Raw genomic sequence first — 21,890 nt, forward strand, 5'->3', positions numbered from 1 at the left:
AATAATGAACGGATATCGTTTTAACGAAGGGTACCTGAGCCTGCCGTCAGATGTTGAAGACAGCACCATGAATATTTTCCGCCTGAAAGCATTGCAGGCGACGTTGGTTATCAGCCGGGAGCAGCTGGCTGCGGATCTGAAGCCGGATGATTATTTCCAGCAGCAGATGCAGCTGTTACGCAAATCGATGAAAAATTTTCTGCCTGGAGAAAAGCGGCCGGTCACGCTAACCCAGTCGCCAGCTATTCCCTGTTATGAGTTCAGCTGCCAGTTTCAACAGCAGGGGAAAAGCATCCATCAGCAGTTACTGATGGCAGTTAACGATCGTCAGGTGTTGGTGTTTGCCTTTACCCGCCATTCCCCCTTTGATGCCGAAAGCATCGCCTGCTGGCAAAGCATCAAGGAAAGCATCTGCCTGACGCAAACGTCGCCGGGCGAGGCCGTTTAATAAAGCAACCGCAGGGAGCAACACGCGATGGGAAGTGACTACCTGGCCGCCAAACTCGACGATCCGCTGGTGCATTCCTCGTGGTTCGCCGATTTTATGGGCGGCGTGGTTAAAGGGGCGATCTACGCGGCCGTCGGGATAGGGGCCGCTTTTCTTATGGGGCCATGGGGCTTCCTGGCGGTAATCGCGGTCGGCTTTATTTTCGGCGAGGCGGTGGATGCGCTAGCCGATTTTGTTGGTGAGTTAACGGATAAAGCGTTAGAGGCGTTGGGCCTGAAAGGCCCGCCGGACGGCATTATCACCAGCGGTTCGCCGGACGTCAGAACCAAAGGCAAACCGGCGGCGCGCGCCGCAGGAAAAATCCCGGCGGAGGTGATACGGGCCGAACTGGAGGCGGAGCGGGCGAACCCTTCGCCACAGTACCCTGAAGCGCTGTTAATTGCCGTTCGCACGCTGGAGCGCGCGGCGATGTTAACCAGTATTCTGCTGCCTGGCGGAGGGTTAGTAAATGCCCTTGCCGGTGTGCTGACGGGAAACCAGGAAAAAGAACCGCCGCCCGATCCGGATGCGCCGAAGCCGGTTCCCTCGCCGGAAGGCCCTGTATGGGAGAGCGTGATTTCTCCGGTGGTGACCGCTAAGCACCCCTACGCCAGCCCGGCAGATCACGACACCATCGCGTGTGAAAAGTTACACATATTTTCCGACAGTAAGCTTTATCTGGCCGAAGGCTCGAAAAAGGTCTTTATCAACAGTCAGCCCGCCTGCCGCAACGACGACCGCAGCACCTGCGAGGCGAAAATAAAACACGGGCAGCAGGGGGCCAGGGTGCGTATCGGCGGGCCAACGGTCACGGTACGCGATATTCGCAGCGGCAAAAATGTGGTGGCCGCCTTTACAGGGGAAATCGTCGGGGCGTTTGCCGCGGGGAAGATTGCTTCCATTGGACGCATGTGCACGCGTTCGGTTGCCTGCATACTGGGCGGAGAGGTGGGCAGCGCGCTGCTGGGCTACGTTGCCGGGATGCTGGGCGAGGGGGCCGCGCGGATATTCAGCGAGGCGACCTCGCGCGGTTATCCGGTGCATATCCCCACCGGGGCAAAAATCCTGGCGGGCGAAGAGGAGTGCGATTTCACCCTCGACGGCCGGCTGCCGCTGGTCTGGCAGCGCCTCTACAACAGCCGCAACGCCGCCGCCGGGGCGCTGGGCCGGGGCTGGACGCTGCCGCACGAGTATTTCCTGACGCTGACGCCGGTGGCGGACGAGCCCGCGGCGACGGAGGTGACCTTCACCGACCGCAGCGGACGCGCCCTGGGGCTGGGGGCGCTGGTGCGCGGCCAGGGCGTGCACTACCCCGACGAGGGCTTCCGGCTCTGGCGCAGCCTGCAGGACGTCTACATGCTGGAGGACGACGACGGGCTTTACTCGGTGTTTGAGCCCGACCCGCAGGCGGCGGGGCGGCTGCGGCTGGCGCAGCAGCTTGACCGCCACGGTTACGCGCTGCTCTACCGCTACAACCACGCCGGCCAGCTCACCGCCATCCACGACGACGCTTACGAGGTCAGCCTGCGGCTGCACTGGCATCCGGCGCTGAACCGGCTCGCGGAGGTGTGGCTGCTGACCGACGATGGCGAGCGGCGGCTGGCGGGCTATGCGTATGACGCGGCGGGCAGCCTGGCGGCGGTCACCGACGCCGACGGGCGCGTCACCCGTCGCTTTGAGTACGACCCGGCGCACGGCTGCATGACCGCCCATCACTATGCGGGCGGGCTGAGCGCGCACTACCGCTGGCGACGGCTGCCGGTGTTCAACGCGCAGGTACAGGGGGAAGAGGAGGCGTGGTACGTTACGCAGCACTGGCTGGAAGAGCGCGGGCGGGCGCTGGAGCATTATGAATTTGACTACTGCCCGCAGGCGTATCAGGCCAGCGTGACGCGCCGCGACCGTGGCACCACCCACCACCGCTGGGACCGGCTGGGACAGATAACGGACTACACGGACGAGACGGGGCGCCCGCTGGACCTTTGACCGGACGATGCCTCCAGCCTGATTTCCCTCATCACGCCGTCGGGCGACGAATTCCGTATGGAGTATGACGAACGCGGCAACCCCATCGCCTGGATTAATCCGCTGGGCGAAAAAGAGACGCAGACCTGGGTGGAGGACCTGTCGCTGCCGGTGCTGCACACCTTTGCCGACGGCACGCAGGAGTACCGCGAGTATAACGAACAGGGAGACCTGACGGCGCTGCGCGACCGCGAGGGCGGGCTGACCCGCTTTTACTATGACGGCCAGGGCAACCCCGTGCGCATCGTGGACGCGGCGGGCAATGAAACCCGGCTGGAGCACAACAGCCGCGGGCAGCTTATCAAACGCTTCGACTGCTCCGGCTACCTGACGCGCATTTTCTATGACGAACTGGGACGGGTGGAGCGCATCAGCGACGCGGCGGGCCGCGACGTGTCGTGGCAGCGCAGCGCCGCCGGGCTGCTGCTGGCGGAGACGCTGCCGGGCGGCGGGCGGCGCGAGTACGGCTATGATGCCGCAGGGCGGCTGAGCCACGTGCGCGACGAGGGCGGACGGGTGAGCCGCTTTACCCGCAACGGGCGCGGCCAGGTGACGGAGCTGGTCAGGCCGGACGGCACGCGGCTGCGCTGTGACTACGACGACGCGGGGCTGCCCGCGGTGCTGTTTAATGAAAAGGGCGCGGCATGGTACTTCCGCCACGACGTGCGCGGGCGGCTGACGGAGGAGACGGACTGGTCCGGGCAGCGCCGCACCTGGCGCTACGATGCGCAGGGCAGGCCGGTGGAAACGGTGCATTACCCTTATCCGGGCGCGCAGGACGAGCCGCCGCTGACCACGCGGCTGACGTGGGACGCGCTGGACCGGCTGACGGGCAAAACCACGGCGCGGCACCATACCCGCTATGACCATCAGGGCGGCACGTTGACGGTGGAGCGCTTCGCGCTGGCGGAGTGGCAGCAGGCGCAGCGGGAAGGGCGCGCCGCACGGTCGCAGGAGCGGCTGGCGTTTACCTGCAGCCCGGAGGGGCGGCTGACGGCGGAGGAGAACCGGGGCGGCCGCATCGCGCACCGTTATGACGTGCTGGGCAACCTGCTGGAGACGCGGCTGCCGGGCGGCGAGCGGCTGGCGTACCATTATTACGGCAGCGGCCACCTGCAGCAGCTGGACCTGCTGGCGGCGGGAGAGCGGCACGTTATCGCGGCGTACGGGCGTGACCGGCTGCACCGGGAAACCGCGCGCTCGCAGGGGGCGCTGTGGCAGCACGTGGTGTACGACGCGGTGGGGCGGGTCACCGAAAAGCGGATAAGCGCGGACGAGTCGGCCTGCGGCACCGCCCTGGCGGAAACGCGCTTCGGCTGGGACGCGGCGGGCAGCCTGGTGCGGCGCCGCTGGCAGGCGCGCGGCGGGGCGGCGGGGCGCTACACGGAGCAGCGCGGGGCGCAGTACCGCTACGACCTGCGCGACCATCTGCTGAGCGCGCAGGATGAGGAGGGCACCCGGCGGTGGCACTACGACGCGGCGGGCAGCCTGCTGTCGCCGCAGGAGGAGAACATCCTGCACAACCGTCCCGGCCACAGCGGCACGGCGCGCTGCCGCTACGACGGCTTCGGGCGGCTGGCGGAACGAACGGACAGGCGGCGTAACCGGACGGAGCGCTTTTACTACGACGACGAGCACCGGCTGGTGCGGGTGACGTTCAGCGGGCACCCGGCGTACCGGGAGGCGCGCTACCGCTACGACGCGCTGGGGCGGCGCACCGGCAAGACGCTGACGCGCCACGACGGGCGGGAGGAGGAGACCGGATTTTTGTGGTGCGGGCTGCGGCTGTACGGCGAGCGGAGCGGGGACGCGCCGGAGACCGGCACGCTCTATTTTTATAACGAAGGCGGCCACGAGCCCGTCGCGAGGGCGGAGCGGCAGGCGGGCGGCGGCTACCGGCTGTACTGGTACCGTACGGCGCTGAACGGGCTGCCGGAGTCGCTGCATGACCGGACGGGCCGCGCGGTGTGGCGGGGCCGCTGCGACGAGTGGGGGGCGCTGAAGCAGGAGAGCCGGTCCGGAGAAGGGGAAAGTCTGCGGCAGAATCTGCGCTTTGCCGGGCAGTACTTTGACCACGAAACGGGGCTGCACTACACTACCTTCCGCTACTACGATCCGGAGAACGGGCACTTTACCCAGCCGGATCCGATAGGGCTGGCGGGCGGGCTGAACCAGTACGCGTACGCGCCGAATGCGCTGATATATACAGACCCGTTAGGCTGGTGTGTTAAAAAAAGATTAGGCGATTTTGGGGAAGCTAAAGTAAAAGCACAGTTAGAAGCCTCGGGGAAATATGATGAAATTTTTTCAATTCAAAATGCTTCGAATCATGGTATTGATCTGGTTGGAGCACGCCCTGATGGTAAATTTGATATTTTTGAGGTGAAAACCACAAGAACAGGTGTCGCTGGAGATTTAACAGCTCGGCAATATGATGCTAATTCCTTTATTGATACTGTTTTAACCATTGATGTACCTAAAGGAGGCTATGATTTACATGGATATAATCCTATAGATATATTAAACAATGTTGGCATTACTCAAAAGGTTGAAGTCTACGTAGGGAGTGGTGTGAATGGGCGCTGGTTTGTCGAAAAAATTATCTTTATTTCATGGTGATAAAACATTATGGCAAATATAGAAAATTCAAATGTTGCTCGCATTTTTAAAGATATAACAAAAGCTGCGCGTTATATCAGGGAAAATGAAAGTGAGCAATATGCAAGGATAAATAATAATATCCTGGAGTATTTGGATGGAAAAGAAGATTTTTCATATGAATATTTTGTTAATGACAAGGTAGGTTATAGAATAGTAAACCAGACAATTGCAACGGTCCTAAGTATTAAAGTTAATGAAATTTATTTAGCCGCTGAAGTATTTAATAAATCTCCTAATTTGGATAATTTTAATAAATTAATTAATTGTTATTATGTTGAGGTTTTAGCCAATATTGCGGCTTACTTTGAGGGGAAAGAATTACCTGCTAGGTTAGACACTAATTTAAGCTTGGTTATTATGCTATGTATGGCATTTTTTCCGATTGATGAAAAAAAAATAATCATGATGCAGCTGAGTAGGAGATTAAAAAACAGAATCAAAGATGCGAATAAAAAAAATAATCCAGTTTACAAGATTTGTTATGGAGGGCATACAGTTTTACCATTGAGCATAAATTTGTATAATAAATTTTCTGGTGAAGAAAATATAGTAACTGATTTAAGCGGGTTAATGGATGATAAAAAAAATATTTTAAGCCCCATAATTTTAGAAAACTTTAATGATCTATACCGACGGACTTGGTTGGGTTTTTTGAGTGATGATATAGGGTTTGTAACTTCGTTATTTAAGGAATTAGGCGATTTTCACCTGGAAAGAAGCAAAAGTAATCGGAAAACGTTCTACGAGTTTGATAATACAATATGGCAGTATTTCCCTGTTGAAATTATTTGCTTGCTTGTCATAAGGCAGAGTTGTGGTAAAAATGTTGATTTTATTAGTCATCCTGTAATAGATGCCTTTATGCCATTCATCAAAGATGAAAAAAATTACTCACTGAATACTTTATCATTAAAAATAAGAAGGGAGTTATTCAAGAGGAATAACTACGCTATGTTATTTGAACTTTAATTATTTTTTGATTATTTATTGGACAGGGATGAAACATTTACTTTAATAGTCAAGTAATTATAAGGTTCCAGTTTTCGCAAGTATCGCTGGTGCGGGTGGCGTTCAGCGGGCACCCGGCGTACCGGGGGGCGCTACTGCTACGACGAGCTGGGGCGGCTACCGGCTGTACTGGTACCGTACGGCGCTGAACGGGCTGCCGGAGTCGCTGCATGACCGCACGGGCCGCGCGGTGTGGCGGGGATGCTGCGACGAGTGGGGCGCGCTGAAGCAGGAGACCTGTACCGGAGAAGGAGAAAGTCTGCGGCAGAATCTGCGCTTTGCGGGGCAGTACTTTGACCACGAAACGGGGCTGCACTACACTACCTTCCGCTACTACGATCCGGAGAACGGGCACTTTACGCAGCCGGACCCGATCGGGCTGGCGGGCGGAATAAACTTATATGCTTATGCGCCTAATCCACTCTCTTGGATAGATCCGCTTGGATTAGATCGTTATCCTTCTTGGATGCCAACAAAGCAAGGTTATAATAGGCATCATATAATTCCTTATGAATTTAGAAATCATCCGTTTTTACAGAGAACGAATATAAATATTAATGGTGCTACCAACATGATATATCTTCCTGTTGCTGATGGAGTCCATCCGACGAAAGTGATTCACGTAGATTTTAAACTCGATGGACTTCCTCATGCAGATTACAATAAGAAACTGGGAGGGATATTAGATGCACTGGAAGAACGAGCCGTTTTAGATGGGTAGGATAATAATAGAGCTACAAAGGAAGCCCTTAATTTACAGCATGATACAAGGAAAATTTTAAATTCCAAGGGGTGTAAGTAATGAAACTATATGAATTATGTCATCAAATTGATAACGAAGACTCATCTATTGATTTTGAAAAAAACATCTACCTGATATGTTTAAGTTTTTTATTATGGATGTTGATAATGCTGTAACAAGAAAAGAGCTAACGGCTTCCGCACAGAGTGGGCTAACGGCAAACCTATTGTCTAACCTTGATGCAGTTAACGCAACAATAAATATTCCTGTTTTTTCAGAAAATTTCAAAATAAAAGCTGGAGAATCTTTGTCCAGGGACGTTATTTTTTACCCTTGCTTAGTTGATAATAAGTATAAATATTACGCGTGTAAAATAAAAACAAAATGTCAATTAATAGATTATGATAATTCTGAATATATGAAGTTATCAGACCCTAGCGATAAGCCTATTTTAACTTCCCCGGCTTATTTAAGTAACACTCCAGAGAATTTTTACATCGCTAGAGACATTATGGAAAGCACTAGATTTTTAGTAAGCGAGTTATTCAAAGATCTCATTGTAAAAAATAATTTTAATATAAAGCTAAAGGAAATTAATTGATATAAAAGCCGGGTAAGAAATTAAGTCTTCCCGGCTTTTTATTATTTAACCCTCGTTCAGCATACTAAACATCCATCCTTACTCCCTTTAACCACCTGTTTAAGCTGATAAAGCTGTTCGCGCAGTTCCTGCTCCTCGTTGCTCTCAGCCATCAGCACATACACCCCTGTAAAACCTTCACGCTGCGCCCGGTCACTAATTGGGGCGGCGCATTGGTAAGACGCTGACGCGCGAGGGCGGAGCGGCAGGCGTGCGGCGGCTACCGGCTGTACTGGTACCGTACGGCGCTGAACGGGCTGCCGGAGTCGCTGCATGACCGGACGGGCCGCGCGGTGTGGCGGGGCCGCTGCGACGAGTGGGGCGCGCTGAAGCTGGAGAGCTGTAACGGAGAAGGGGAAAGTCTGCGGCAGAATCTGCGCTTTGCCGGGTAGTACTTTGACCACGAAACGGGGCTGCACTACACTACCTTCCGCTACTACGATCCGGAGAACGGGCACTTTACCCAGCCGGACCCGATCGGGCTGGCGGGCGGGCTGAACCAGTACGCGTACGCGCCGAATCCGCTGACGTGGGTTGATCCGTTAGGACTGAGTGGTAATAAGGTAAACATATATAAGGATGCTCCGTATCATGGTACTTCTGATAATTCAGTAAAAAGCCGAGCACGAACAAATGGTCAGGCAGCTTTAGATAACTCTGTTCAAGTGAAACCAACATCACCAAGACGAGTTGGGATTGATATTGCTAATAATGAAATTGTTGTATTAGATAAAACGCGATCTTTATCAGATCAAATAGATGAATATCATGGGCATGTTCGTGATTGGGATGCTTTGGATAACAAGCAACAATCTGCCTTGATCAAGTCTGGTAAAACAACTAGAAAAGGAAAGATCTGTGGTGTCTGAAGATAAATTACGCTTAGAAACACTACTTAACTCTGGCGAACCAGAGAAGGTTACAGAGGCTCTTCTTTATATCGCTCATAATATAAATGATATTAAATGGGCTGAAGAACAGTTAATGAGGATGGCAAATAGTCTTGATGAGGATATTAGCGGATTGGCCTTAACTTGCTTGGGACATATAGCCAGAATAAATAGTAAAATTAGTAAGAATATTGTAATTCCATTTTTGAAAGAGAAAATTAATAGTTCAAATGAGATAATATCATCGAGAGCTGAAGATGCACTTGACGATATTAATATGTTTACCTAATTATGCTTTACAAATGTTTAAAACCGGAAAGAAAAACAACTCTTTCCGGCTTGTTTATTATTTAATTCCCCGTTCAATCCACTAAATAAGCGCATCCTTAATCCCCTTAATCCCCTTAACCACCTGTGTAGCCTGATAAAGCTGTTCGCGCAGCTCCTGTTCCTCGTTGCTCTCGGCCATCAGCACAATGCAGCCCTTCGAAATCTTCACCGTTACATCATCCGGGCGCATGCCTCTCCTCAGAGGGGCTTTTCAGGAATTTGCCGTTGCGCATGATGCGCCGATAAATCCCCCGTTTTACGGTTGTTAAAAATCTTACTTCCCTTAGCAAAACGGAAAACGGAGCAGCTCCAATCCGCGCAATTAAAATCTCCACATCTGAAGATTTAACCTCTCTCAAGAAAAAATCCTGTCTCATGCCTTTCAGCACCTAAACTAACGGGAGCCATTTGCTCAAGTGAGGAGCCAGACCATGAGTGAATCTCCTGAGAAAAAAGAGTACAGCTTTAATAAGAATTATCCGCGCGATCTGCGTGGGTATGCAGGCAAGCCGCCGCACGCCGCCTGGCCCGGCGAAGCACGCATTGCGGTACAGTTTGTTCTTAATTATGAAGAAGGTGCTGAAAATAACGTTTTACATGGTGATGCCGGTTCCGAGCAGTTTCTCTCCGATATTATCGGTGCCGCCAGCTATTCCGATCGGCACATGTCGATGGATTCACTGTATGAATATGGTTCGCGCGCTGGCTTCTGGCGCATCCATAACGAATTTCAAAAGCGCGGCCTGCCGCTGACGGTATTTGGCGTGGCGATGGCGCTGGCGCGTCATCCGGAGGTAGTGCAGGCTATCGCCGCAGCGAAATATGATGTGGTTAGCCACGGCTGGCGCTGGATCCACTATCAGGGCATGGATGCGAAAACCGAGCGTCAGCATATTCAGCAGGCGGTGGATGTGCTGATGGATCTTTTTGGCCGTGCGCCCACCGGCTGGTATACCGGACGCGACAGCCCGAATACGCGTCGTCTGGTGGTGGAGCAGGGCGGCTTCAGCTATGACAGCGATAATTACGGCGACGATCTGCCATTCTGGACGCAGGTGACCTGTCAGGATGGTACGGTAAAACCGCACCTGATTGTTCCTTATTCGCTGGAAACCAACGACATGCGTTTTGCGATGCCGCAGGGTTTCAACACCGCTGAGCAGTTTTATACCTATCTTAAAGACAGCTTTGATGTGCTGTATGAAGAGGGCGAGAGCGCGCCAAAAATGATGTCGGTAGGAATGCACTGCCGTCTGTTGGGGCGTCCGGGGCGTTTTCGTGCGCTGACGCGCTTTCTGGATTATATCCAGCAGCATGAGCGCGTCTGGATCTGTACGCGTCAGCAGATTGCCGAACACTGGATAAAACATCATCCGGCAACGGAAAGCTGAAATACATCAGGAGCCCGGCGCTAATCTATTATCCATCACACCTTCCGGCGGCTTGTCTGTAAGCCGCCGGGCTTATCTCCCTTTCTCCGCGTTGGCCTGCTACTCTGCATAAGCTGCTTTGTATAGCGGCATGGCTGTGGGTTGATGTCAGCTATCAGTGCGTACTGTGGTGGACATAACATCGGCAGCATGCTTTTGTTACTGCTCAGAGGTTGGAGCGCTGATAAAAAATCATTTGATAAGGAATAGCCGATGGATATCTCCCGGTTCGCACAGATCAATCCACCACCGCGCCTGCTGATGGGGCCTGGGCCGATTAATGCCGATCCGCGTGTGCTGCGCGCGATGTCAACGCAGCTGATTGGGCAGTACGATCCGGCAATGACCCACTACATGAATGAGGTGATGGCGCTCTATCGCGGTGTATTCTCTACGGAAAACCGCTGGACGTTGTTGGTGGATGGCACCTCGCGCGCCGGTATTGAGGCCATTCTGCTTTCGGCGATTCGTCCGGGGGATAAAGTGCTGGTGCCGGTCTTTGGGCGCTTTGGTCACCTGCTGTGCGAAATAGCGCGCCGTTGCCGGGCGGAAGTTCATACCATTGAGGTACCCTGGGGTGAAGTTTTTACGCCGGACCAGATTGAGGATGCGATTAAACAGGTGCGTCCGCGCCTGCTGCTGACGGTGCAGGGTGATACTTCCACTACCATGCTGCAACCGCTTGATGAACTGGGCGCGATCTGTCGGCGTTATAACGTGCTGTTTTATACCGATGCCACTGCCTCACTGGGTGGGAACGTGCTGGAAACCGATGCCTGGGGGCTGGATGCGGTATCGGCGGGGATGCAAAAATGTCTGGGCGGCCCGTCAGGTACGTCTCCCATTACGCTTAGCTCACGTATGGAAGCGGCGATTCGGCAGCGTCGGCGCGTAGAGCAGGGCATTCGCACCGCCGCGCATCAGGACGGGGAAGATGAGATGATCTGGTCCAACTATTTTGATCTGGGCATGATCATGGATTACTGGGGGCCGGAGCGCCTGAACCATCACACCGAAGCCACGACCGCACTCTTCGGCGCACGCGAATGTGCGCGCCTGCTGTTACAGGAAGGGCTGGATAATGCTATCGCCCGTCATCGGCTGCATGGCGAAGCGCTGCTGTGCGGCATTGAGGCGATGGGGCTGGAAATCTTCGGCGATCGGCGTCACCGTATGAATAACGTGCTGGGGGTTATGATCCCCTCGGACATTGATGGCGAACAGGTGCGCAGGCTGATGCTGGAGGATTTCGCCATCGAGATCGGTACCGCGTTCGGCCCGCTGATTGGCAAGATCTGGCGTATCGGCACCATGGGCTATAACGCCCGCAAAGATTGCGTGATGCAGACGCTTAGCGCGCTGGAGGCGGTGCTGAACCGCCTCGGTTTCCGCACCGTTCAGGGGGCGGCACTCCAGGCCGCCTGGGATCGCTATTCCCAATAGCGGCATCGCGTTTGATGTGGCTTAATATCCATTAATCTCGTCGGCATCGCGCCACGCAGGAAAGCTGGCGCGATAATCGTTAAGCGCCGTCAGCGACAGCCCGGCGTCCAGCACCTCAGGTTGATGCGCCGCGCCGCGCGCGAGGATTTCTCCCTGCGGCGAGATAATCAGGCTGTCGCCGCTGTAGCGCAGCCCTTTGGCAACCTCGCCCACGCGATTGCAGCCCGCCACCCACGCCTGATTTTCAATAGCGCGCGCCATTAGCAGCGCCTGCCAGTGATGGCTGCGCGCTTCCGGCCAGTTCGCTACATAAAGCGCCAGATCGTAATCGTTGCGGTTACGTGAAAAGACCGGAAAGCGCAGGTCATAGCAAATCTGCGGCAAAATGCGCCAGCCGCGCCAGTGGATAATCTCACGTCGCTCACCGGCAACGTAGTGATGATGTTCATCCCCCATGCGGAACAGATGGCGCTTGTCGTAGTAGTGCAGGCGTCCATCCGGCTCCACCAGTAAAAAGCGATTCACTGCGCCCCGGTCCGTTTGCAGCGCAGCGCTGCCGCCGATCGCCGCGTTTAGCCTGCGGGCGTGTCCGCTCAGCCAGGCCACGACCTGCTCCTGTGGCAGCGACTGGTGCGCCGCCTCCATAGCAAAACCGGTAGTAAACATCTCCGGCAGCACGATTAAATCGCGTCCGTAAAGCGTGTCCAGCAGGCGATCGAAATGGGCCAGGTTAGCCGCGCCGTCCATCCACACTAGCGGCTGTTGCAACAGGGAAAGGGTTAAATTTGACACAGGCGCTCCGCAGCAGCGATCAGGGTGGTTTCCCGTTTGGCGAAACAGAGACGGATCAGGCGATGAGGGAAGCGTTCGGCGCAGAATACCGACAGCGGGATCGCCGCCACGCCCACGTTTTCAGTCAGCCAGCGGCAGAAACTGACATCGTCCAGATCGGAAACGGCGCTGTAATCCGCCAGTAAAAAATAGGTGCCTTCGCAAGGCAAAATTTTAAAGCCACTGTTGCTGAGTGCCTGAACCAGACAATCACGTCGTGCGCGATAAAAGGTGGGGAGATCGCGATAATGTTGCGGTTCGGCGCGCAGCATATCCGCCAGCGCCAGCTGTGCCGGCGTGTTGACTGAAAAGGTGAGGTATTGATGCACCTTACGAATCTCTGCGCTGAGCGCAGGCGGTGCGACGCAGTAACCTACCTTCCAGCCGGTCATATGGAAGGTTTTGCCGAAAGAAGAGACCGCGATGGCGCGCTCGCGCAGATGTGGCTGGGCCAGCACGCTATGATGGCCTTCATCAGTGAAGCAGATGTGCTCATAAACTTCATCGCTCAGCACATAAATTTCTTTATCAGCGATCGCCTGCCACAGCGCGGCAAAATCGCTCTGCTGCCAGACGGTAGCGGAAGGGTTATGTGGCGTGTTAAGGATCACCAGTCGGGTGCGTGGTGACAGCAGCTGATGAAATGCCTGCCAGTCGACGCGAAACGCAGGTGGCTGAAGCGTTTGGCGCTTCATCACGCCGCCAGCCAGCGTAACGGCGGGGGCATAGCTGTCGTAGCTGGGATCGAAGCAGATGACTTCATCTCCGGGCCGCACCAGCGCGGTAATCGCGGCATATAACGCTTCGGTGGCTCCGGCAGTGACGGTAATTTCATCATTGGCATCGGGCTGATAGCCGTACAGCGCTGCGGTTTTATCAGCGATGGCTTCGCGCAGCGCCGCCACGCCGGTCATCGGCGCATATTGGTTTGCGCCCAGGCTGACATGATGCGCCAGCCGCTGTTGCAGATAACGCGGGCCATCAAAATCGGGAAAACCCTGAGAGAGATTAATGGCATTGTGCTGCTGCGCCAGCGCGCTCATCTGGGTAAAAATCGTGGTGCCCAGTGCGGGCAGCTTACTTTCGGGAATGAGGGAGTAACTCATATAACGCTTACCTTCCATGCGGTTAGCCGCGCAGGGCTGCGGTTTAATTGAGCTACTATAATCATGATATCTGCTTTTGGCAATCAAGACGGTTAGATGGCTAAACGTGTTGCGTCTGGCGGTTTATTTTAAATATGCTTTACGCTAATCTCGCACGGTTTACTGCCGGACAGGCCGTTTAGAAAGCGCAGGCACTGATAAACAGGATTTCTGATCGTTCACTGTCGTTCAGGCAGCCACACACCTCCTGCCCTGTTATTTATTCCAGAAAGTTAACAGGTGATTTTTTTATTCTCATTATTAAAATCTGCGAAACAGTAAATCCTGGCTGCATAATAACGGTTTCATTCACCTGGCAGCTTTCACGCTGCGTTATCACATCGATTTATAATGGTTTTTTGCAAAACATGGCACCATGTCCGGGCAGGCTGAAGCGTGAATATTTTGCTGGTGTCGCAATGTAATAAACGCGCTTTGACTGTCACGCGCTCTGTTCTCGATCGGTTCGCCGAACGCAAAGGCGAGCGCGCCTGGCAAACCTCGATGGCCCACGAAGAATTAGCAACTTTATATGCGCTGCTGCGTAAAACGGCGCGTCGTAATACCGCCGTTGCCTGTTACCGGATTAAAAGCGTGGGTGAAAATGAACTGTTATGGATGGTAGGTAATCCACGTCGTTTTACTGCTAACGAATCGGTGCCGACTGCTATAACCGACAGCCTGCGCCAGAGCGATGGATACTCCTGGCCCTGCGGTACAACGATTTGTCTGCTGGCGGCGCTGGCGGCGTTGTTTCATGATTTTGGTAAAGCGAATCAGCGTTTCCAACAGATGTTGCGACGGGAAGCAAAGGGAGGACTCGCCTGGCGTCATGAATGGGTTTCGCTGCGGCTGTTTTGCGCGTTCGTGGCTGAGCGCAGCGATCGCGAGTGGCTGACCGCATTAAGCCAGGTTCAGGCGCAGGATGAAGTTGAATTACTGGCTCGCCTGCTGCGCGATGACACGAATTGTTATACTAACCCTTTTCTGGCGCTGCCGCCGCTGGCGCGCACGGTTGCCTGGCTAATTCTCTCGCATCATCATTTGCCGGGTAATATCTTCAAAACCGAGCCTGAACCGCAGCTGGAGGATATTGATTGCTGGTTAACCCACCAGCTTACTTCATCCTGGAATTCCCGTTTTAAACCGCAGGATAAAGAGGATGCCCTGAACTGGGCCTTGCCTGACGGTACGCCGCTGCGTAGCGCAATATGGCGTCAAAAGGCGCGTAAGTTTGCCTCGCACGCGCTGCGTCACGCGCCGCTGGAGCAGTATGCTCACCTTAACCAGCGCTTTACCATCCATATGGCACGTCTCACCTTGATGCTGGCGGATCATTTCTATTCTGCGCAGCCGCCGGAAGCCGCCTGGCACGATAGCGATTATCTGCCCTATGCTAATACCGATAATAAAACCAAACGCCTTAAACAGCGGCTGGACGAGCATCTGACCGGCGTGGCGCATAATGCCTGGCTGCTGGGATGGTATCTGCCGCATATACGAAAAAGCCTACCGGTCATCGCCCACCATCGGGTTTTTAAACAGCCCGCTAAAGAAGATCGCTTTTGCTGGCAAGATCGTGCTTATGAGACCGCTAAGGCGCTGGCACCGCGTGCTGCCCGCCAGGGATTTTTCGGCGTGAATATGGCCTCGACCGGCTGTGGGAAAACGCTTGCTAATGCCCGCATCATGTATGCGCTGGCCGATGAAAAACAGGGCTGTCGTTTTACCGTCGCGCTGGGGCTCAGAACGCTGACCTTACAAACCGGCAGCGCATTGCAAAGCAGGCTCAAGCTGGAGAAGGGGGATTTGGCGGTATTGACCGGCTCGCCTGCGGTGCAGCAGCTTTATCATCTGGCGCAGTCGCAGGCTGATAAAACCGTTAGCGAATCCCCGGCGGGTATCGCCCCGACAGGAGCGCTTTATCCCGAACCTCACTATATCCGCTATGAAGGCAGCCTGAATAACGGGCGGCTGAACCAGTGGCTAAACAGAGACCACAACATCAACAAGCTGATAAATGCGCCAGTGCTGGTGACCACTATCGACCATATTATTCCGGCAACGGAAGGGGTACGTGGCGGTAAGCAGATTGCGCCAATGCTGCGGCTGCTTACGGCTGATTTGGTGCTGGATGAACCGGATGAGTTTGAGGGTAACGATCAGCATGCGCTTTGTCGGTTAGTGAACTGGGCAGGGATGCTGGGCTGTCGTGTACTGATCTCTTCCGCTACGTTTACACCCGCTCAGGTAGAGGCGCTGTTTGCCGCTTATCGCACTGGACGAACATATTATCAGCACGCCTGTGGCGCACCCGATACGTCGCCGGAAATCTGTTGTGCCTGGTTTGATGAAAAGGCGACGAAAGCGCAGGATATCGCTGATGGTAAAGCGTTCAGCGCCGCTCATGCGGCCTTTGTCAGCCAACGCGTTCAGCATCTGAAGCGGAACATAATAAAAAGGCATGGTGAGTTGATCGCCGTTACGCCCGCCGATCGCAGTATTGATGCGGTTATTACCGCAATGGCGCAGCGCTTTCATCTTTCCCTGCTTCAGCTACATGCGAAACATCATCAAACGCACAGTGCTTCCGGCAGGGAGCTTTCCGTGGGATTAATCCGCCTGGCGAATATCAATCCGCTGGTGGCGGTGGCAAAACAGTTGTTTACCCTGGGCGCGCCGGACAATACCCGCATTCATTACTGCGTTTACCACAGCCAGCATCCGCTGGCGGGACGTTCATATATTGAAAACAGTCTGGATCGCGTGCTGATGCGCCATAATCCAGCGGCGATCTGGCAGGTGCCGGAAATCGCCGCCCGGCTGGAATATAGTACGGAGCAAAAGCATATCTTTGTCGTGCTGGCGACCGCCGTTGCCGAAGTCGGGCGCGATCATGATTATGACTGGGCGATTGTCGAACCCAGCTCAATACGATCGATTGTGCAGCTGGCGGGGCGTGTACTGCGTCATCGTTCCTGCGCGGAACCGCCCGCAGCGGCAAATATCCATCTGCTGCGCAAAAACTATCGCGCCCTGCGAAGCAAAACCTTTGCCTGCTGTCGTCCGGGCTTTGAAGATCGGCATTTCCGGCTGCACAGCCACGATCTGAAAGATCTGTTATCGCAAAAGTTACTTGATCGGATCGATGCGATCCCACGTATTCAGCAGCCTGAGCTTAGCAAGGGTCAGGTGTTTAGCGATCTTAGCGTGCTGGAACACGCCCGTATAAGGGCAGAGCTGGGCGGAACGCCGCAAAAGCCTGCCCGTTTCTGCTCGGCGCTCTGGTGGCGTAGTGAAGCGACATGGAGCTGTGAATTACAGCGCCGTTCACCGTTCCGCTATTCGGCACCGGATACGCAATATTACCTGTGGCTGGAAGAGGCGGAAGGTTCTCTGCAATGGGTGGTGCCGGATGAAGGCGAGGCGGGCTGGAAAGCGGTCAGCTTCAAACGAGCAGACTATGCGTTCGCCGCTGGCTGCGGCCCCTGGCTGGAGATGCACTATGCCCGGCTGTATCGCCAGCTGGCTGAAGAAATGGCTATGACGCTGGCTGAGGTAAGCCAGACGTTTGGCGAAATTTCTTTGCCGCTCAGTCAGGATGAGGGCTGGTACTTTGATACCTTTTTAGGCGTATTCGGTGCACCTGGCTGAGCTTACGCCTAATGTGATACACATATTTAAACTCAGTGCTATTTTATTTTGTTATTTATTAGGAGAGTGAATTTTTTCAGAAATATAGTTTGTCACTGTAACGAATAACTATTTCCCAATAATTCCGGACTTGTCTCGTACCTTTTTATATTAATACTAATATTCGCTTCGAATTTCTTCTATATATCAGCTTTAATATTCTGTTTTAACTGAAATAACCATCCTGCTGATATTTTATTTCCCAGCTTTCACGTCGAATACTTTCATTAATTTAATAAATATAAGACCAGGTTATACGTTGTTAAAAATATTATTGTTGAATCAACTTAAATCATGTTTTATGATGCGCCAATCATATAAATCAGGGAAGTTTTTTTGTTAATTACAATCCAACGTGCATTGTTAATTATGTGTTTTCTTTTTGTTGCTTTGCATTTTATTTACTAATGTAGAAGATACCTCACAAATATTGGTTCATTTTTTATTAGTAATGGCTTTTTATTTCCACCAACATGAAATTTTTGAGGAGCAGGCTATGGATGAAATTAGTCTCGCCTGGTTTATCCAACATTATATTAACGAACGCAGGCGGGCCAGGCTGGAAATAGCAGAAAAGGAGGCGGCTAAAAATATCTCCGGTCTGAATTCAGAGACGGAAATTCAGAAGCGAAAATTAAAGCTGGTGGAAGAGCGCGCTGAAATTGAAGAACGCTATAAACCGCAGAGGTGGTTAACCGACGCAGCACGACGTGCGGCGCAAATTAATCTGGTGACGCATGCGGTAAAATTCACCCACAGCGATGCCAGAGGCAGCAATATTTATTGCTCACCCAGTGAACAGACTGTACTGGAAAGCTATCTTTCAACCGCTTCTTTAACTCATCGCAATATAGATATTTCTGGTAATGCAGCCGCGCTGGATGTGGCGAAACTGTTACAAACAGAACATTGTGGTGATTCGCTGATTGCTGCCCTCCAGCGTAATGACGACAGTGCTTTCCGCGTTTTCGCGCGTGACGATGAGCAGCTCGCCAGTTGGATAAAAGGGTTTAAAAGCGTCCTGGAAAATAATGCGCCCGCCAGTCATAAACGAGCAAAACAAATTTATTTTCCCGTTAGCGAAAATAGCTGGCATCTGTTAAGCCCGCTGTTTGCAACGTCGCTGGTACACGCCGTTCAGCAACGTATTAGCGCCGCCCGTTTTAGCGATGAAAGTAAAGCCATAAGAGAAGCAATTAAAGAAAACAGATGGCATGAAAAGCCGCGTATATTTTTTAACGATACGGCGGTCGTGAGCTTTGGTGGAACTAAGCCGCAAAATATTTCCTGGCTAAATAGCATACGCGGCGGTAAAGCTTTTTTATTAAACTGCGCATCGCCTCGCTGGCAGTCATCACGCAGGCTGCCGTTAAAACAAACCACTATTTTTGCCAGCAAAGGAGATATTACCTATTTAACCAGAGGGCCGGTAACGCAGCTAAAAAATTACTTACTGACGGTAAAAACAAACACCACGCAGGATCGCCAGCAGATTAATATTTATATCGATACCATCATCGATATTATTTTTAATTACGTTGTCATTCTGCAAAATGATGAAGAAATTGCGGGCTGGACCCGGCGCGAGGATTGCTGCTTAAAGCCAGCCTGTCAGCTATGGCTCGATCCGCGTCGGGCACTAACTGATGAAGCGTTTCGTCAGGCGCGCGAGGCGAAAGCGTGGAAAGATAAAGTCGCCTGGGAGTTTGCTTACTGGCTTAACACCCAGTTAAAAGATGAAAAATTGAACGTTGGCGAAGCGGAGCATCGCGAATGGCAGACCAAACCGCTGTTTAAAGCTCGCATGCGGGAGTGTGAGAAAATGCTTAAGGAGGCGCTGGCATGAGCTCGCTGATTATTTTGCGCCGTGTACGGGTAGAGAATGCCAATGCGATTGCCGGGTTAACCTGGGGTTTTCCGGCTATTACGCACTTTCTCGGTTTTACCCATGCGCTGTCGCTCAGGCTGGCTGTCGAGAAACTGGCATTGACGGGCTGCGGCGTTATCTGCCATGACCATCAGGTACATGCTTACCGATCGTCGTGGGATTACTATTTTGCCCTGACGCGTAATCCCCTTACCCGAGAAGCCAAAACCGCGCCTTTTAACGAAGAAGGCCGGATGCATATGACCGTCTCGCTGATTATTGAATGCGAAGGCATGATCGCCGATGGCGAGCACGGTATTAACCGGCTGAGCGAAAAACTTCAGCGCATCTGCCCGACGCTGCGGCTGGCGGGAGGCAACATTACTGATATTGCACGTATCTCTGTAGTTTCCCGCCCGGAAACGGAAAGCGAATTTAAAAAGCTGCTGTGGCCGTTGATGCCCGGTTTTGCGCTGCTCGATCGTGCTCCGCTGCTGGAGCAGCATTTCAATGAATTAAAACAGCAGCAGCCGCAGGCAGAAATGCTTGATGCCTGGCTGGATTTCGCCGCGCTGAAAATGGTGGCGCAGCCGGAAGAGAACGGCATGGCGACATGGCGCGTAGAGCCAAAACCCGCGGCGGGCTTTTTAGTGCCGCTGATGACCGGCTGGCAGGGGATCTCTCCACTTTATGCGCCGGGCGAGGTGGAAAACGCCCGCGATCCCACACAGCCGTTTCGTTTTGTTGAGGCGATCTACGGTGTGGGTGAATGGCGCGGCGTACATCGTATTAATGATGTTGATGAGCTGCTGTGGCGCTATCACTATCAGGACGGGCTGTATCTGTGTCAGAGCAAGCGGCAGGTTGAAGAGCTGGACTACAACGAGATCGATTTTGATTAAAGGGCCATCTTAAGGAAATCATCATGGTGAAAAAAACAATTAAAACGGCTTCGGTATTGGCCTTCGAGCGCAAGCTGTCAAATTCTGATGCGATTATGCTGGCCGGTAACTGGCAGCAGGAAAGCTGGCAGCCCATCCGAATTCAGGAGAAGGCGGTACGCGGCACGATTTCCAATCGCTTAAAAAATGCGCTGAACACCGATCCCACCAAGCTTGATGCGGATATTCAAAAGGCCAACTTACAGCGGGTTGACGTTGCCGCTTTGCCGTTTGATGCCGATACGTTGAAAGTCAGCTTTACCCTGCGCGTATTGGGTAACCTTGCGGTGCCGTCGGTATGTAACGATCAGGATTACCAGGCGGCGCTGGGCGGCATTATTAACGGGTATATCAGGCAGCACGGCCTGTCTGAACTGGCGGGGCGCTATGCGCAAAATCTGGCAAACGCGCGTTTTCTCTGGCGTAACCGCGTCGGCGCTGAAGATATTCAGGTGTGCATTAAAAGTAAAAGCAACCGCTGGACGTTTAATGCCTGGGATTATGCGCTGCGTGAATTCAGCACGCCAGTCGGCGATTTGGCCGAGCTGGCCCAGGAGATTGAGCTGGGGCTGAGTGGCGAAAGCTTTACCTTCTTCGAAATTGAAGCTTTTGTGCGGCTGGGGCAGGGGCAGGAAGTTTTTCCTTCGCAGGAATTACTGCTGGATAAAAAAAGCGAAAAAAGCAAAGTGCTGTATCAGGTAAACGGCATTGCGGCGATGCACTCGCAAAAAATCGGCAATGCGCTGCGTACCATTGATGACTGGTATCCTAACGCCGCAGAGCATGAGCTGGGGCCGATAGCGGTTGAACCTTACGGTTCTGTGACCAGCCGCGGTAAAGCCTACCGTCAGCCGAAGGCAAAAATGGATTTTTACACCCTGCTTGATGGCTGGGTCACCAGAGGCGATGCGCCTGCGGCAGAGCAGCAGCACTATGTTATAGCAACGCTTATTCGCGGCGGCGTATTTGGCGAGAAAGAGGAGCGATAAACCGTATGGATCATTATCAGGATATTCGCCTGCTGCCCGATCCGGAGTTTTCGCTTCAGCAGCTGATGTCGGTGCTTTTCGCTAAATTGCACCGGGCGCTGGTGGAGATGGGCAGCCAGCAGGTTGGTGTCAGCTTTCCACAGGTTAAGGGCGATTTAGGTAATACGCTGCGCCTGCATGGTTCAGCACAGGATCTGGCGCTTTTGCAGCAGCAGCCCTGGCTGAAAGGCATGCGTGACCATATCGAACTGGGGGAGATTCAGCCGGTTCCGTCTTCGGTGCAGTACCGCACCGTCAGGCGCGTACAGGTTAAAAGCAGCGCCGAACGGCTGCGGCGGCGTTCGGTGAAAAAGGGCTGGCTGAGCGAAGAACAGGCGCGCTGCCAGATCGGGGTTTCAGCCGAACAGCGTAGCCAACTGCCCTATGTGCGGCTGAAAAGTGCCTCGACCGGGCAGGCATTTCCGCTGTTTATCGCGCACGGTCCGCTACGCAACAGCGCCAGCGAGGGAAGCTTTAGCGCCTATGGCCTGAGCGCAACGGCAACGATTCCCTGGTTTTAACCACAATATCCTGCCCGCCAGCGGCAGGCCTCTTTTGCCTTCGACGTCACTGAATGAATGGCAGCAATCGTCATTGTTGCAAAGAAAGAAAAAAGGATTTTACTGAGAGAAAGGGGTAATTTATTGAAATTATGAAAGAATATCGATATTTTCAACGGTTCACTGCCGTACAGGCAGCTTAGAAGCGAACACGATGCAGATGGCTATG

The 21,890-nt window shown here is 53.5% G+C and carries 18 protein-coding genes and 2 pseudogenes; 16 read left to right on the forward strand and 4 right to left on the reverse strand.

Annotated elements, in window-relative coordinates; genetic code table 11:
* The first annotated feature begins 4 nt into the window (after positions 1–4).
* The 6 genes from C7M51_RS00965 (at position 5) to C7M51_RS00990 (ending at position 7,524) form a co-directional block, all read left to right on the forward strand.
* Positions 5–448, forward strand: a complete 444-nt coding sequence (locus C7M51_RS00965) for a DcrB-related protein (protein ID WP_160619747.1) — start codon at positions 5–7, stop codon at positions 446–448.
* A 27-nt stretch (positions 449–475) separates the two neighbouring features.
* Positions 476–2,473, forward strand: coding sequence for a DUF6531 domain-containing protein (locus C7M51_RS00970; RefSeq protein WP_160619748.1), 1,998 nt, complete (start codon positions 476–478; stop codon positions 2,471–2,473).
* Between the two features lie 57 nt (positions 2,474–2,530).
* Positions 2,531–5,131 (forward strand): RHS repeat-associated core domain-containing protein, encoded by a 2,601-nt coding sequence (locus C7M51_RS00975; protein WP_160619749.1) that lies wholly within the window; start codon positions 2,531–2,533, stop codon positions 5,129–5,131.
* Positions 5,132–5,140: 9 nt separating this feature from the next.
* Positions 5,141–6,142, forward strand: a complete 1,002-nt coding sequence (locus tag C7M51_RS00980) for a hypothetical protein (protein WP_160619750.1) — start codon at positions 5,141–5,143, stop codon at positions 6,140–6,142.
* 229 nt (positions 6,143–6,371) lie between these two features.
* The gene (locus C7M51_RS22850; RefSeq protein ID WP_160619751.1) at positions 6,372–6,902 is read left to right on the forward strand and encodes an RHS repeat-associated core domain-containing protein; all 531 of its coding nucleotides are present in this window, start codon (positions 6,372–6,374) and stop codon (positions 6,900–6,902) included.
* 175 nt (positions 6,903–7,077) lie between these two features.
* Entirely contained in the window at positions 7,078–7,524 is a 447-nt protein-coding gene (locus tag C7M51_RS00990) for a hypothetical protein (protein ID WP_160619752.1), read from the forward strand.
* Positions 7,525–7,569: 45 nt separating this feature from the next.
* Here C7M51_RS00990 and C7M51_RS22855 read toward each other — a convergent pair.
* Positions 7,570–7,714 (reverse strand): annotated as a pseudogene (locus tag C7M51_RS22855) (SymE family type I addiction module toxin); the annotation flags it as partial.
* A gap of 262 nt (positions 7,715–7,976) precedes the next feature.
* On the opposite strand from C7M51_RS22855, the pseudogene C7M51_RS22375 reads away from it, so the two are divergent.
* The 3 genes and pseudogenes from C7M51_RS22375 to C7M51_RS01005 all read left to right on the forward strand — a co-directional run.
* Positions 7,977–8,054, forward strand: a pseudogene (locus tag C7M51_RS22375) (hypothetical protein); the annotation flags it as partial.
* A 174-nt stretch (positions 8,055–8,228) separates the two neighbouring features.
* The gene (locus tag C7M51_RS22380; RefSeq protein ID WP_244323782.1) at positions 8,229–8,432 is read left to right on the forward strand and encodes a hypothetical protein; all 204 of its coding nucleotides are present in this window, start codon (positions 8,229–8,231) and stop codon (positions 8,430–8,432) included.
* Positions 8,425–8,742: a hypothetical protein gene (locus tag C7M51_RS01005; protein WP_244323783.1), complete on the forward strand. Its 318-nt coding sequence runs from the start codon at positions 8,425–8,427 to the stop codon at positions 8,740–8,742. Before C7M51_RS22380 ends, C7M51_RS01005 begins: the two co-directional genes overlap by 8 nt.
* Positions 8,743–8,823: 81 nt before the next feature.
* On the opposite strand, the gene C7M51_RS22200 is transcribed toward C7M51_RS01005, so the two are convergent.
* Entirely contained in the window at positions 8,824–8,973 is a 150-nt protein-coding gene (locus tag C7M51_RS22200) for a hypothetical protein (protein WP_167522356.1), read from the reverse strand.
* Positions 8,974–9,214: 241 nt separating this feature from the next.
* Between C7M51_RS22200 and puuE the strand changes: the two genes are divergently transcribed.
* Positions 9,215–10,174 carry an allantoinase PuuE gene (puuE, locus tag C7M51_RS01010; protein WP_160619754.1) on the forward strand — a complete coding sequence of 320 codons (960 nt, stop codon included), beginning with the start codon at positions 9,215–9,217 and terminating at the stop codon, positions 10,172–10,174.
* Between the two features lie 252 nt (positions 10,175–10,426).
* Positions 10,427–11,656 carry a pyridoxal-phosphate-dependent aminotransferase family protein gene (locus C7M51_RS01015; protein ID WP_160619755.1) on the forward strand — a complete coding sequence of 410 codons (1,230 nt, stop codon included), beginning with the start codon at positions 10,427–10,429 and terminating at the stop codon, positions 11,654–11,656.
* Between the two features lie 21 nt (positions 11,657–11,677).
* Here the strand turns inward: C7M51_RS01015 and C7M51_RS01020 are convergent, their stop codons facing one another.
* Together C7M51_RS01020 and C7M51_RS01025 are read right to left on the reverse strand one after the other, a co-directional pair.
* Positions 11,678–12,448, reverse strand: a complete 771-nt coding sequence (locus C7M51_RS01020; protein ID WP_160619756.1) for an amidohydrolase — start codon at positions 12,446–12,448, stop codon at positions 11,678–11,680.
* Complete coding sequence (locus tag C7M51_RS01025; RefSeq protein ID WP_160619757.1) at positions 12,436–13,593, reverse strand: pyridoxal phosphate-dependent aminotransferase; 1,158 nt, start codon at positions 13,591–13,593, stop codon at positions 12,436–12,438. Before C7M51_RS01025 ends, C7M51_RS01020 begins: the two co-directional genes overlap by 13 nt.
* A gap of 435 nt (positions 13,594–14,028) precedes the next feature.
* Here C7M51_RS01025 and cas3f point away from each other — a divergent pair, with 435 nt between their 5' ends.
* From cas3f to cas6f, 5 genes are all read left to right on the forward strand, one after another.
* Complete coding sequence (gene cas3f / locus C7M51_RS01030) at positions 14,029–17,286, forward strand: type I-F CRISPR-associated helicase Cas3f (RefSeq protein ID WP_160619758.1); 3,258 nt, start codon at positions 14,029–14,031, stop codon at positions 17,284–17,286.
* Positions 17,287–17,821: 535 nt separating this feature from the next.
* A complete protein-coding gene (gene csy1, locus C7M51_RS01035; protein ID WP_160619759.1) occupies positions 17,822–19,171 on the forward strand; it encodes a type I-F CRISPR-associated protein Csy1 in 1,350 nt (449 codons plus the stop codon).
* Positions 19,168–20,094, forward strand: a complete 927-nt coding sequence (gene csy2 / locus C7M51_RS01040) for a type I-F CRISPR-associated protein Csy2 (protein WP_160619760.1) — start codon at positions 19,168–19,170, stop codon at positions 20,092–20,094. The genes csy1 and csy2 overlap by 4 nt, the downstream gene beginning before the upstream one ends.
* A 23-nt stretch (positions 20,095–20,117) precedes the next feature.
* The gene (csy3, locus tag C7M51_RS01045) at positions 20,118–21,122 is read left to right on the forward strand and encodes a type I-F CRISPR-associated protein Csy3 (protein WP_160619761.1); all 1,005 of its coding nucleotides are present in this window, start codon (positions 20,118–20,120) and stop codon (positions 21,120–21,122) included.
* Between the two features lie 5 nt (positions 21,123–21,127).
* Positions 21,128–21,682, forward strand: a complete 555-nt coding sequence (gene cas6f, locus C7M51_RS01050; protein ID WP_160619762.1) for a type I-F CRISPR-associated endoribonuclease Cas6/Csy4 — start codon at positions 21,128–21,130, stop codon at positions 21,680–21,682.
* Positions 21,683–21,890 lie beyond the last annotated feature (208 nt).

Source organism: Mixta intestinalis (assembly GCF_009914055.1).
Taxonomy (GTDB): domain Bacteria; phylum Pseudomonadota; class Gammaproteobacteria; order Enterobacterales; family Enterobacteriaceae; genus Mixta; species Mixta intestinalis.

Excerpts from the sequence above, each read along its gene's own strand:
- C7M51_RS00965 (WP_160619747.1), top strand. The coding sequence starts at position 5 with ATGAACGGATATCGTTTTAACGAAGGGTACCTGAGCCTGCCGTCAGAT.
- C7M51_RS00970 (WP_160619748.1), top strand. The coding sequence starts at position 476 with ATGGGAAGTGACTACCTGGCCGCCAAACTCGACGATCCGCTGGTGCAT.
- C7M51_RS00975 (WP_160619749.1), top strand. The coding sequence starts at position 2,531 with ATGGAGTATGACGAACGCGGCAACCCCATCGCCTGGATTAATCCGCTG.
- C7M51_RS00980 (WP_160619750.1), top strand. The coding sequence starts at position 5,141 with ATGGCAAATATAGAAAATTCAAATGTTGCTCGCATTTTTAAAGATATA.
- C7M51_RS00990 (WP_160619752.1), top strand. The coding sequence starts at position 7,078 with ATGGATGTTGATAATGCTGTAACAAGAAAAGAGCTAACGGCTTCCGCA.
- C7M51_RS22200 (WP_167522356.1), bottom strand. The coding sequence starts at position 8,973 with ATGCGCCCGGATGATGTAACGGTGAAGATTTCGAAGGGCTGCATTGTG.
- puuE (WP_160619754.1), top strand. The coding sequence starts at position 9,215 with ATGAGTGAATCTCCTGAGAAAAAAGAGTACAGCTTTAATAAGAATTAT.
- C7M51_RS01015 (WP_160619755.1), top strand. The coding sequence starts at position 10,427 with ATGGATATCTCCCGGTTCGCACAGATCAATCCACCACCGCGCCTGCTG.
- C7M51_RS01025 (WP_160619757.1), bottom strand. The coding sequence starts at position 13,593 with ATGAGTTACTCCCTCATTCCCGAAAGTAAGCTGCCCGCACTGGGCACC.
- csy1 (WP_160619759.1), top strand. The coding sequence starts at position 17,822 with ATGGATGAAATTAGTCTCGCCTGGTTTATCCAACATTATATTAACGAA.
- csy2 (WP_160619760.1), top strand. The coding sequence starts at position 19,168 with ATGAGCTCGCTGATTATTTTGCGCCGTGTACGGGTAGAGAATGCCAAT.
- csy3 (WP_160619761.1), top strand. The coding sequence starts at position 20,118 with ATGGTGAAAAAAACAATTAAAACGGCTTCGGTATTGGCCTTCGAGCGC.
- cas6f (WP_160619762.1), top strand. The coding sequence starts at position 21,128 with ATGGATCATTATCAGGATATTCGCCTGCTGCCCGATCCGGAGTTTTCG.